11 protein-coding genes are annotated in these 12,594 nt (G+C 42.1%); 3 read left to right on the top strand and 8 right to left on the bottom strand.

The genetic code is table 11. The annotated features are described in order from the left end of the window. Positions 1-159: 159 nt before the first annotated feature. Entirely contained in the window at positions 160-354 is a 195-nt protein-coding gene (locus V1502_RS06525) for a hypothetical protein (RefSeq protein WP_409253559.1), read from the bottom strand. A 179-nt stretch (positions 355-533) separates the two neighbouring features. Between V1502_RS06525 and V1502_RS06520 the strand changes: the two genes are divergently transcribed. Then, complete coding sequence (locus V1502_RS06520) at positions 534-1,154, top strand: YktB family protein (RefSeq protein ID WP_409253558.1); 621 nt, start codon at positions 534-536, stop codon at positions 1,152-1,154. A gap of 248 nt (positions 1,155-1,402) precedes the next feature. Here V1502_RS06520 and V1502_RS06515 read toward each other — a convergent pair whose 3' ends face one another. Together V1502_RS06515 and V1502_RS06510 are read right to left on the bottom strand one after the other, a co-directional pair. Further along, the gene (locus tag V1502_RS06515; protein ID WP_409253557.1) at positions 1,403-1,669 is read right to left on the bottom strand and encodes a UPF0223 family protein; all 267 of its coding nucleotides are present in this window, start codon (positions 1,667-1,669) and stop codon (positions 1,403-1,405) included. Between the two features lie 1,103 nt (positions 1,670-2,772). Next, positions 2,773-3,732: an NAD(P)H-dependent flavin oxidoreductase gene (locus V1502_RS06510; protein WP_409253556.1), complete on the bottom strand. Its 960-nt coding sequence runs from the start codon at positions 3,730-3,732 to the stop codon at positions 2,773-2,775. 255 nt (positions 3,733-3,987) lie between these two features. Here V1502_RS06510 and V1502_RS06505 point away from each other — a divergent pair, with 255 nt between their 5' ends. Continuing rightward, positions 3,988-5,460 (top strand): aminotransferase class I/II-fold pyridoxal phosphate-dependent enzyme, encoded by a 1,473-nt coding sequence (locus V1502_RS06505; RefSeq protein WP_409253555.1) that lies wholly within the window; start codon positions 3,988-3,990, stop codon positions 5,458-5,460. Positions 5,461-6,174: 714 nt separating this feature from the next. Here the strand turns inward: V1502_RS06505 and V1502_RS06500 are convergent. Next, on the bottom strand, positions 6,175-6,294 hold the full coding sequence (locus tag V1502_RS06500) for a GapA-binding peptide SR1P (protein ID WP_409253554.1): 120 nt from the start codon (positions 6,292-6,294) through the stop codon (positions 6,175-6,177). A gap of 520 nt (positions 6,295-6,814) precedes the next feature. After that, a complete protein-coding gene (locus V1502_RS06495) occupies positions 6,815-7,711 on the bottom strand; it encodes a polysaccharide deacetylase family protein (RefSeq protein WP_409253553.1) in 897 nt (298 codons plus the stop codon). Positions 7,712-8,262: 551 nt separating this feature from the next. On the opposite strand from V1502_RS06495, the gene V1502_RS06490 reads away from it, so the two are divergent. Then, positions 8,263-8,643: a hypothetical protein gene (locus V1502_RS06490; RefSeq protein ID WP_409253552.1), complete on the top strand. Its 381-nt coding sequence runs from the start codon at positions 8,263-8,265 to the stop codon at positions 8,641-8,643. Between the two features lie 84 nt (positions 8,644-8,727). Here V1502_RS06490 and lpdA read toward each other — a convergent pair whose 3' ends face one another. The 3 genes from lpdA to V1502_RS06475 form a co-directional block, all read right to left on the bottom strand. Beyond that, positions 8,728-10,137, bottom strand: coding sequence for a dihydrolipoyl dehydrogenase (gene lpdA, locus V1502_RS06485; RefSeq protein ID WP_409253551.1), 1,410 nt, complete (start codon positions 10,135-10,137; stop codon positions 8,728-8,730). Between the two features lie 4 nt (positions 10,138-10,141). After that, positions 10,142-11,515, bottom strand: a complete 1,374-nt coding sequence (locus tag V1502_RS06480; RefSeq protein WP_409253550.1) for a dihydrolipoamide acetyltransferase family protein — start codon at positions 11,513-11,515, stop codon at positions 10,142-10,144. A gap of 99 nt (positions 11,516-11,614) precedes the next feature. Further along, the gene (locus tag V1502_RS06475) at positions 11,615-12,592 is read right to left on the bottom strand and encodes an alpha-ketoacid dehydrogenase subunit beta (protein ID WP_409253549.1); all 978 of its coding nucleotides are present in this window, start codon (positions 12,590-12,592) and stop codon (positions 11,615-11,617) included. Positions 12,593-12,594 lie beyond the last annotated feature (2 nt).

The raw sequence follows: 12,594 nt of genomic DNA, 5'->3' as shown, positions 1-12,594 counted from the left end.
GTATTATTTACAATTCGCGCCTATAGATGTAATGACTTTCATTTAGCTTAAGATATATTTATGTACCCTTCAAGTTTTGTGCATTTTGCCACAAAAATACGAACTCTTAAAATTTCTTTTCAGAGTCCGCTTAAACCATATTTTTCATTGTGAACTGGTTTATAATGCTTTCAATTTCATTAATTCTTCCCTGATCTTCATCAATTTTTCTTTTGTCTTCATTTGGATTGCAGTGTTTTTGTCTTCCATCGCTTCGAATAGTACGGCCAGCTCATAATCCATTTCCAGTTTCAGCACCGCCATACGCTGCTGCTGGACGTTTTTCTTACGCATTGAACTCATAACTTGTTTCATGGACAGTACACCCCTTCCGGATATTTTTATTCTAAATTTTCTGAATTTATCTAGTACATTCTATGTGAAGTTCAAGAAACAGGTAACTAAAATGTGCATACACCTATTTCCGGTTCAACATTTTTTCTTCCTCTTATGCCATGTGGTAAAATAATGCTACAAGCATAAGGAGGAACAAAATGAAATTTAATGGTTTTACCGAAAATGATTTTAAAGTTTTCACAATTGACGGTCTCGACGATCGTATGGAAGCCCTGATAGAGACAATCAGGCCAAAGCTGGAAGCTTTGGGTCACCATTTTGCGCCAACTCTGAGTACAATGACCGGTGATGAGATGTTTCCTCATGTAGCCAAACATGCAAGACGGTCAGTCAATCCCCCGGATGACACCTGGGTGGCGTTTGCCAATAATAAACGAGGGTATAAAAAGCATCCTCATTTTCAAATCGGCCTTTGGGAAACGCATGTTTTTGTGTGGTTTGCCATGATTTATGAAGCTCCTGACAAAGAGGAATATGGTAAAGCCCTTGAAAAAAATATAGATCGCGTTACCAAGATCATCCCAAAAACCTTTGTCTGGTCAGGAGATCATACCAAGCCGGGAGTCCTGCCTTTCGCTGATATGAATAAGGAAGATCTCGCTTCACTATTCAAGCGATTGCAAACCGTCAAAAAAGCCGAAATCCTTTGTGGCATCCAAATCCCAAGAGAACAAGCCGTTAAGCTTTCCGGGGATGAAACAATTGAAATAATCAGTGATGCGTTTGTAAAATTATTACCCCTTTACAAACTGCAATAAACATGCTATTAGGTGTGAAAAAAGAGGAGGAACCCTTCCAGCATTGGGTCCCTCCTCTTTTTAAATGGCTTTTTTCGAAAACTTTGTTGCTATTTAATATGAAGTTCAAGAGACCGAACTTACCTTGGCACGAAAGAAAAGAGCTAATTACCCTATTTAGACAGACAAGCCCTTAAACCCGAAGGAAAAATCCGGCCCTTTTTTTCCCACAGCAACACTCTATATGAAAACAGCACTTTAAAAGTAATTTACATTTTTATGATCCTGCTATCTGATTCTTTTAATTTTTTCACGGCTCTGTAAGAAGAATATCCGCTTGATTCCTCAAATTCATTGCAAATATTTTTCTCGTCAGCCTTACCAGGAACGATTTCTTTAAAGCGCCTGTAAGCAGACATGAGATCTTCCCGGTCAATTCCTTTTTCATAAGCCTTTTCGATACTCTGAAAAAAAGCTACTACATCTATCACTTCATCTGTTGACCAATCCAATGAAAAAGGGTATTGGTAGTCCACTTGCCTCACCTTGCTTTCTATATGTATTTTCATATTGCTCTAGTTGGATACCCATAATGATTCTTGCACAACTAATTGGTACCTCCAATACAGTTTCACTGGAAACTATAATAAGAGTCTACTTCAACTATCACTAGTTTTAAAAGGCTTTTTTCGTATAGATTGTTGCTATCTGGATGAGATAGTTGATATCCGCTCCAGGTGTGCGACTCCGCGGGGCGGGCGGTGAATTAAAAAGTGGAAGCGGCCGTTCAGCGACGTACAGATTTTAGGGCTCTCGCATGAGATAAAGGAATCACGAAGAGCGATAGCGATTCGATGATCATTTCCCATTCCCAAAAGTGAGCTTTTCACGTAACAAAGTTTAAAACAAAAAAAATCCAGAAGCCGATTTTTTTCTGGGTAGTACTTTAGACAGGGTGTGGAAATGATCTTGATGACTTATCTATATAAAGTGGAAAGGCCCCGTTCAGCGGCGTACGGACTGGACTGTCTCCGCATGAGATAAAGGAAACACAACGAACGCAGTGAGTTGATGTTCATTTCCCATTGCCCAAGAATGTACCACTAACCAGAAAAGCATCCTACCGAAAAAATCCAGGAGCCGATTTTTTCTAAATACCTCTTTATACGAGTAAAGGAAATGAACCTGTTGACTTATCGCAAGGAGGGGACAGGGAAGTCCGCTAGCCGTTGGGGCCTTGCAGCTGGATTCGTAAGGAGAGAGACCGAAATCTGCTAGTCGCTAAGTCCGTTCCAGTGGGTACGGACCCTCGGCCGCTGGAGCTGGATTAGCCTCCTCGGCTGCGCCTGTATAAAAAGTGGAAGCACCCTGGTCAGCCCCGACAGGTAAATGTTCCTAAGAGAAAAAAAGGCGACCTTTCCTTTTTTCCTCTTAGGGTTATTTAACCCCGAGGGGCTGGGTTACGTTCCAGTGGGTACGTAACCTCGGTGCTGGAACTAGACGTCCCGCTAGTCCCGCAGGAGATCGCACACCTTCCGCTCAAATCAACCATTCGTAAAAACACCCAGAAGAATTAGTCTAAAAAGCAACAATCCTTTGAAAAACAGCCTTTTAAAATAGAAAGAACAATAAAAATCACTTACCTACTCCACTTAGAACCTGCCTCTTCTGCCTGTTTAACAATACGGTCGATCAAATCTTTCACAGAAGGGGTATCTTCAATCATTCCCATGACTTGTCCTGCCCATCCAAAGCCTGAATCAGATTTTCCTTCGTAAATGAATTTCTTATTGGCTTCACCGCTAATAAAGTTCTTTAAGCCTTCATATCCTGCATCCTTTTTTTCCAGTGAAAGGATTTGGTCAGTCCAGGTGTTTGAAATGGCGCGTGCTGGCGCTCCAAGTGTCCGTTTGATGACCACTGTATCACTTTCCGTCCCGCTAATCAATGCCTGCTTGTATTCTTCAGAGGCGTGCACACATTCTTCTGTGGCAATAAACCTTGTACCCATTTCGATTCCTTCCGCGCCCAGGCATAAGGCAGCAGCAAAACCTCTGCCATCCCCAATGCCTCCAGAAGCAATCACCGGAATGGATACTGCGTCAACCACCTGAGGAATCAGCACAAATGTCCCGATGTCGTCTTTTCCCAGGTGGCCGCCGCCTTCCGCACCAACTACCATGACTGCATCGGCACCAAGCTCCTCCGCCTTTACCGCCTGCCTTTTGGCCGCAACAAGTACTAGTTTTTTTATCGGGGTGCCCTTCAGCATGTCGAACATGGGTGCAGGGTTTCCACCCGTCATAGAAACAACAGGTACTTCCTCATCAATCGCTGCCTGCAAAAACTCCTTAAAGGGGCGCCCGTGCTGTCCAATGGCAAAGTTCACTCCGAATGGTTTATCTGTAAGTTTCCGTACTCTATGTATTTCTTCTTTTAATTGTTCTGGAGTCTCCAGCGACATCGCCGTAATCTGGCCAAGTCCTCCTGCGTTGCTGACTGCCGCAGCCAGGTCTGCATACGCAAGATAGGCAAGTCCCCCTTGTATGATCGGATACTGTATTCCGAGCAGTTCCGTAACCCTTGTATTCCAGTTCATCATCATCACCCTTTCTACACACCTTATTCGCCCCCTCACCTAAAATTTCCTGTCTTTTTCGACAAAATGTAATAAGTATGGGCGTATAACACTATGCAAAGAAAAACGTAAATGCTATAATTCTTTATCGATAAGAGGGCTCGTGTTTTTCAACCGTCCTCTTCTTAAAAATGAAAGTAAAAAACCTAATGACTAATTCCTTTGTTTTAAGGGAAAGGCTTAGATATAACAGACTTTAAAGAGGTGTCGAATGAATTGTCTCAATACAAAACTCCTTTATTTACCGGCTTAGTAGAACACAGCAAAAAAAATCCAGTACAATTCCATATTCCCGGCCATAAAAAGGGAACAGGCATAGACCCTGAATTCAGAAACTTCATCGGGGATAATGCATTCTCAATCGACTTGATCAATATCGGCCCGCTGGATGACCTTCATCAGCCAAAAGGGATGATCAAAGAAGCTCAACAGCTTGCAGCCGAAGCATTCGGGGCGGATTATACCTTCTTCTCTGTGCAAGGTACGAGCGGAGCCATCATGACAATGGTTATGTCTGTATGCGGGCCAGGTGAAAAAATCATCGTTCCCCGAAACGTTCATAAATCCGTTATGAGTGCGATTGTCTTTTCAGGTGCCACACCTATCTTCATCCATCCGGAAGTAGATGAAAACCTGGGAATCTCTCACGGTATCACTACAGATTCAGTGGCGAAAGCCCTTGAGCAGCATCCGGATGCAAAAGGGGTACTGGTCATTAATCCCACTTACTTTGGAATTTCTGCGGACTTAAAAAAAATCGTCGAGATTGCCCATTCATTTGATGTACCTGTACTTGTCGATGAAGCTCATGGTGTCCATATCCATTTCCATGAAGACCTTCCGATATCAGCCATGCAGGCAGGGGCGGACATGGCTGCTACCAGTGTACACAAACTGGGCGGATCCATGACACAAAGTTCTGTGTTGAATATCAAAACAGGGCTTGTATCTCCAAAACGGGTCCAAACCATCTTAAGCATGCTTACAACTACTTCAACGTCCTACCTTCTACTTGCTTCATTGGATGTTGCGAGAAAAAGGCTTGCTACAGAAGGCAGGGAATTGATTGAAAGTACAATCCAGCTCTCTGAAACCATCAGGAAAAAAGTGAATGACATCCAAGGCCTTTATTGTGTTGGAAAAGAAATATTGAGTACCAAGGCAGCATTCGATTATGATCCAACCAAATTGATCATTTCAGTCAAACAACTGGGAATTAGCGGATTCGATGCTGAAAAATGGTTAAGGGAAGTTTACAATATTGAGGTGGAAATGTCAGATCTGTATAATATTCTCTGCATCATAACACCTGGGGATACCATGGTTGAAGGTGAGAAGTTGATCGAAGCTTTAACAGAGATGTCCTATCAGTTCTCTCATAAAGAAGGATTGACAGCAACAGCAGAAGTCCTGCTTCCAGATATCCCACTCTTGTCCATGACTCCAAGAGACGCATTCTATGCAGATACAGAAGTCATTCCTATTGAACAGACAGTCGGGCGCATCATTGCCGAGTTTATTATGGTCTACCCACCAGGGATTCCTATCTTTATCCCTGGAGAAATCATTACAGCCGAAAACCTTACGTACATTCAAAAGAATGTGGAAGCAGGTCTGCCAGTGCAAGGACCTGAAGAATTTGACCTGAGTCATCTTCGTGTGATTAAAGAACACAAAGCCATTCGATAATAACGGAACCCTCACTCTACTTCAGAGTGGGGGTTTTCCTTAGGAACTCATGAAAATATTGGGCCATTGAGATTGAGTGTTCGGGGAGATGGTGGCCCGTAAACATAGATATCAACCCACTGAGATTCCGGATTTGGGGAGGTGCTGGGCCGTAAACGTAAGTATCGGACCATCGAGATTCTTTATTTGAGGAGATGGTGGGCCGCTAACGAAGGTTTCGACCCATCGGGATTGTTTATTTGAGGAGATGTTGGGCCATAAACGAAGGTAACGGCCCATTAAGATTACGTTTTTGGGAAGGTGTTGGGTTGCTAACGTAGTTATCTACCCATCGAGATTGGGATTTCGAGGAGGTCTTGGGTCGCAAACGTAGTTATCGACCCATTGAGATTGCGGATTCTAAGAGATGTTGGGCCGCAAATGTAGTTATCGACCCATTGAAATTGCGGATTCTAAGAGGTGGTGGGCCGCAAACGTAGTTATCGACCCATCGATATTTGATTTCGAGAAGTTTTTGGCCCGAAAATGCAGGTATCGGCCCATTTGAGATTTTTCATTTGAGAAGGTATTGGTCCGCAAACAAGGTATCGGGCCATTGAAATTGCGTTTTCCTGGAGTTGTTGACACCCATACATACAACAAGGGTTAAATTAAGTGCTCCAACAAACAAACAACCCCCGACATATGTCAGGGGTTTGTTACTATATTAACCTTTTAATCATCTAATTCCGTGTCTTTATTACAGTCACATTCGCTGGAGAATAAAACCGATACCTTTTCATCTTCAAAGTGATCAATAGTGTTTAAGCATGATTGACAAACAATTGTACCCATCTTAAAACTCCTCTCGTCTTATGTTTTTTATTGAAAGCGCTTTAACTTTTCTTCTTAAATATATAATAATATAACACAATTAAAATATCAAGCATTAATTGTATGTCACATTAAGTTTTTTATTAAGCCAGTGTGTTATGTTTATTGTGGATTTCAACTATATATATTAGGAATAGTATCTCATTGGTATACACCCAGACACACCCCATTCATTCTCTTGGCACCACTCATTATAAGCAAACTGCTGTTAGAGTATATGACTCAGCATTTTACATTATTTCTTTGTAAGGCTTTTCCTATAATTTGTTGCTTTTGGAAAATCCCAAGTGCCGGATTTTCTCCTGGTTACAAGTTTTCTTCACTGAACAGAGAGAGCAGCTCTTTTTCTTCCTTGCTTTCCAATGATGTTTCCTTAGATTATAGCTGTATTTTTTTAGAAATAAAGAACAAAAATTAAAACAAGAGCCTTTGTAAAAGAAAACAAAAAGCTGCCAACGGGTATCCGTTAGACAGCTTTCTTTTACTGTGGTGTTTGAATCAATTGGGGGTCGAGGATTTCATATCCTTTTTCCCTTAAGCCTTTTACGATGTCTGCAAGTGCTTCATTCGTCCATTCCCGGTCGTGCATTAGGAGGTTTGCGCCTGGCTTTAACAGTGAATAAGGCACGTCCACTTCCGGCCCTTCACCTGTAATCATGGCCGTCTTCAGTTTTTCTGCATCCATATACGGAGTGAAATAATCATAACCGTATGTCCAGTTCATCAATGCCATGCCTTCTTCCTTAACAAGGTTCTTGACATAGTCAGTATTTGCTCCATGCGGGGCTCTGAAAAATTTAGGCTGCTCACCAATAACTTCTGTAATGAGCTCGTTTAGTTTCATGATTTCTTCTTTTTGCTTATCTTCAGGAACATCATTAAGTTTTTGGTGATTGAATGTGTGATTGCCGATAGTGAAACCCATATCATGAATATCTTTGAGGATCTGTTTCTTTTCATCTGTAGTAAGGAAATGCCCATTGACAAAAAAGATTGCAGGGGCATCCAAGCTTTTTAATGTTTTCGCCATTTCCGCCGTATACTTATCCGGTGCATCATCAATCGTCAGTAATACTACTTTTTCATTTGCATCATCAATGGGCTGAATAGACCAATCTGCTTCATTAATCATATATTGAGGTTCTTTAATTTCCTCTTCCTTATCGACTTCTTCATTTTCATTTGTATCAGTAACTTGTGCATTCTCTTTTTCGGCAGCACTGGTATTTTCCACGTCCTTATTTTCCCCTTCTGCTGCAGCCACTTCGTTAATGCCTGCTTCCTGTTCTGCAGTGTTTCCAACTGTATCTGAGGACTTTTCATCCGCACATCCTGCAACCAGTAAAAACAGTAAACTGCAGTAAATCAACTTGTTCATGTTATTCCCCTTCCTCTAGTTGAAAGTCTTATCCCATTATACCACTAAGGTCTTCATTATATGGACACTAGAATCTGTTCGAAAAAAATCTTCAAAGAAAAAAATGTACTAAGGCTCACAACTGTAACGATTAATGTAAGTTTGGATGACCTGAGAATTTTTTTCGCGACTAAAAATCCTAAGTAAAAAAATATAATGAACATGATCCACTTATATTCTATATGATCTTTGCTGGATAGCCATTGGGCTAAAGTAAAAGCACTCCAGACTATGATCTGCAATAAGAATGCAATATAATTTTTCATTATCTCACCCTGATTTTTTAGGATTTATATCATTATATTCTCTTAGTGGCCCTATTTAAAACTCCAATCTTTTTGCGATTTTTCATTTATGTAACAATTCAATGAAATTCCCCCTTATTCTTTTGGCATATGTTAGAATAATCCCAATCGACCAATTAGTAATTATTTTACAATTTTTTATTAAATAAGACTTAGTAGGGACTTTTTGTTCAATAGATTATGACTATATTGAAAAGAGGCTGTTTGATGAAATATTCTTTACTGATAATTCTTATGCTGTTAACCATTGCCTTCCTATTATCCTGTAGCATTCAAGATGAACGTACTGCAGCAGGGATTACTATTGATGAAGGTATTCTGTTTTATTCAGATGAGAATAATATTAAAGAAGAAGATTCTTATTATGAGGCGCTGATTGAATTAAAGCATGCTTATCCTGCACAATTCGACCATTATCAAATAATCGCCAAAAATCAGGAGTACGATTCTACATTGACATCTTTAAATGATACCTATCCCGCTCTTCTTATCATCAAAGATAATAAAGTAGTGTGCAAGGTAATCGGTGAAGCGAAGAAAGAAGATATTTTGACGCCTGTCAGGAATCAACTTGATCAATGGAACTGATGGTCTTTTGTTTCTTGGGAGTGCTCCTTAAAACTACATAGGTACATAAAAAACCTCTTGGTTTCCCAAGAGGTTTTTTGTTTGTTATTTAATGATGTGAATAGGACTGCCCATCGCTACTTCCGCAGCTTCCATGGAGATTTCTCCAAGCGTTGGATGTGCATGAATAGTCATTGCCACATCTTCAGCAGTCATTCCAGCTTCAATTGCAAGACCAAGCTCAGCAATCATGTCAGACGCACCGGAACCAACAATTTGAGCACCGATGATCAATCCGTCATCTTTGCGAGTGATCAGCTTCATGAAACCGTCAGTCGCATTCAATGCCAATGCACGTCCATTTGCAGCAAACGGGAATTTAGCTGCAGTGATTTCAAGACCCTCTTCTTTAGCTTGTGCTTCAGAATAACCAACTGTAGCTAGTTCAGGATCTGTGAAACATACTGCCGGAATACCCATATAATCGATTTCAGACGGCTCGCCAGAAATAACTTCTGCTGCAATCTTACCTTCGTAAGAAGCTTTATGTGCAAGCGGTGGTCCATCAACGATGTCACCGATAGCAAAGATGTTAGAAACGTTTGTACGGCACTGTTTATCGATTTTGATCAGACCACGGTCAGTCATTTCGATACCAGCTTCTTCAAGGCCGATTTCGTCAGTGTTAGGACGACGACCCACAGTAACTAGTACGTATTCTGCGTCCACCGATTTCTCTTCACCGTTCGCTTCATACTTAACAGTTACTCCGCTGTCTGTTTCATCTACACCTTTTGCCATTGCTTTCGTTACAATGTCAACGCCTTTTTGCTTAAGGCCTTTTTTAACAATTTGAGTCATTTGCTTTTCGAATCCGCTTAGGATATCATCTGCACCCTCAAGAATTGTTACTTTTGTGCCAAGGTTGGCATAAGCAGTTCCAAGCTCTGTCCCGATGTATCCTCCACCAATTACGACCATGCTTTCTGGAATTTCAGAAAGATTCAATGCGCCAGTAGAATCAAGTACACGTTTTGAGAACTTGAAGCTAGGAATTTCAATCGGACGTGAACCTGTTGCAAGAATCAGGTTTTTGAACTTGTAAGTTTGTGCAGAGTTATCATCCATAACACGCAGCGTGTTTGCATCTACAAGGTATGCTTCACCGCGAACGATTTCAGCTTTGTTACCTTTAAGAAGTCCTTCAACACCGCCAGTAAGTTTTTTAACAACTCCTGCTTTCCACTCTTGGACTTTGTCAAAGTTTACTTTTACATTCTCTGCAACAATCCCCATATCATCAGAATGTTGCGCCTGATGAAAACGGTGTCCGGCAGTGATCAAGGCTTTAGATGGAATACATCCAACGTTCAAGCAAACACCGCCCAGGTTTTCTTTTTCAATGATTGTTACCTTTTGACCCAGCTGTGCTGCACGGATTGCTGCAACATATCCTCCTGGACCTGAACCGACTACTATAGTATCTGTTTCAATTGGGAAATCTCCTACTACCATCGCATTACGCCTCCATTAATAATAGTTCTGGATCGTTCAACAAACGCTTAATATGGTTAAGGGCATGTTGAGCCGTAGCTCCGTCGATCATACGGTGATCGAAGCTCAATGATAATGCTAACACAGGTGCGGCTACAATTTCACCATTTTTAACCACAGGTTTTTCTGCAATTCGTCCAACACCAAGGATTGCTACCTCAGGATGGTTGATTACAGGCGTGAACCACTGGCCTCCTGCAGAACCGATGTTAGTGATTGTGCAAGAAGCACCTTTCATTTCATCACCGGACAATTTACCGTCACGCGCTTTTCCAGCAAGTTCATTGATCTCATTGGAGATAGAGAACATTGATTTGCGGTCAGCATTTTTTACAACAGGGACAAGCAGGCCTTTTTCTGTATCAGCTGCAATTCCGATATTGTAGTAATGCTTATGAACAATCTCATTTGTGCTGTCGTCAAGAGAAGTGTTCAGTGCAGGATATTCTCTAAGCGCACTTGTCAATGCCTTTACAACATACGGAAGGAATGTAAGCTTGACGCCTTTTTCCGCAGCCACTTCTTTGAATTTTTTGCGGTGTGCCCATAGCTTCGTTACGTCGACTTCGTCCATTAGAGTAACGTGTGGAGCTGTATGTTTTGAGTTTACCATAGCTTTTGCGATTGCTTTACGCATTCCGCTCATAGCTTCGCGAGTTTCAGGGAACTCACCTTCTGGAACTTTTTGCGCAGCAGCAGCTTTAGGTGCCGCTTCTTCTTTCGCAGTCTCTGCCGGCTGAGCAGTTTCTTGCGTTTCTGCTGAAGCAGCTTTAGATCCACCTTCAAGGAAGGATTGGATATCTTCCTTTGTAATGCGTCCATTTTTACCGGAACCAGACACCCTGCGGATATCCACGCCTTTTTCTCTTGCAAGCTTACGAACTGAAGGCATTGCGATTATGCGGCGGTCAGTATCCACATCTTCTCCTTGCTCGCCTGCACTTGCAGTTTGATTATCAGTGTTCTCTTGAGAAGGTTCCTTGCCTACAGCCTGGCCTTGTTCAGCAACTCCCTGAACCTGTCCTTCTGTTACTTCGTTCGCTTTTGGCTCTTCTTTCTTTTCGTCGCCATGATCGCCTTTGAATTGCAGGTCTTCATAACCAGGGGCATCGAATTTAATCAATACGTCACCAACTACTGCAACTGTTCCTTCTTCAACAAGAAGTTCTTCGACTGTTCCTGCAACCGGGGAAGGGATTTCCACCACTGCTTTATCATTTTGGACTTCGCACAACACATCGTCTTCTTCAACTTTATCTCCGGGTTTGATGAACCACTTTACTATTTCACCTTCATGGATACCTTCACCGATATCCGGCAACCTGAATTCGAATGACATAGGTTCTACCTCCTGTTATTGTTTTTGCTTTATAGTTTTACAGGATTGGAAAAGAGAAGGGAGACCTGCCCCCTTCTGCTTCATGCTCCCTGTTTAATCTTAGAAGTTAAGTACTTTCTTTGCCGTTTCAATAACATCTTTGAAGTTAGGAAGCCATACAGGCTCTGCTTGTGAGAACGGATAAACCGTATCCGGTGCAGCTACACGAAGTACCGGCGCTTCCAGGCTTAAGATAGCACGGTCATTGATTTCAGCTACAACAGTTGCAGCAATACCCGCTTGTTTTTGAGCTTCTTGAACAACGATCGCACGGTTTGTTTTTTCAACTGAAGCGATGATTGTTTCAATATCAAGAGGGCTGACTGTTCTTAGGTCGACAACCTCTACAGAGTAACCTTCTTTTTCAAGTTCCTCAGCAGCTTTCAAAGATTCATGCACCATGGCACCGTATGTGATGATAGATAAATCGCTTCCTTCACGCTTTACATCGGCCTTACCGATTTCAATCGTGTATTCCTCTTCAGGAACCTCTTCACGGAATGAACGGTAGAGCTTCATGTGCTCAAGGAAGATGACTGGGTCATTATCCCGGATGGCAGCAATCAGAAGACCTTTAGCGTCATATGGAGTTGAAGGGATTACTACTTTAAGGCCAGGCTGCTGCGCGACAAGACCTTCCAGACTGTCTGCATGCAGCTCAGGTGTATGTACTCCCCCTCCAAATGGTGAACGGATTGTTACAGGTGCTGTATAAGTGCCGCCTGAACGGTAGCGCATACGAGCCAGCTGACCGCTGATTGAATCCATTACTTCATATACGAATCCGAAGAACTGGATTTCAGGTACAGGACGGAAGCCCTCCAATGAAAGACCGACCGCCAATCCGCCGATACCGGATTCTGCCAGTGGTGTGTCAAATACACGATCTTCTCCGAACTCTTTTTGTAGACCTTCAGTAGCACGGAACACACCGCCATTCAGTCCTACGTCTTCACCGAAAACAAGCACATTTTCATCGTTACGCAGTTCAGTGCGCATAGCATCAGTGATAGCTTGAATCATTGTCATTTGCGCCATGG

The sequence above is a fragment of the Rossellomorea sedimentorum genome, from assembly GCF_046237645.1.
GTDB classification, from domain to species: Bacteria; Bacillota; Bacilli; order Bacillales; family Bacillaceae_B; genus Rossellomorea; species Rossellomorea sedimentorum.
This window is presented reverse-complemented; position numbering and strand designations above follow the sequence as displayed.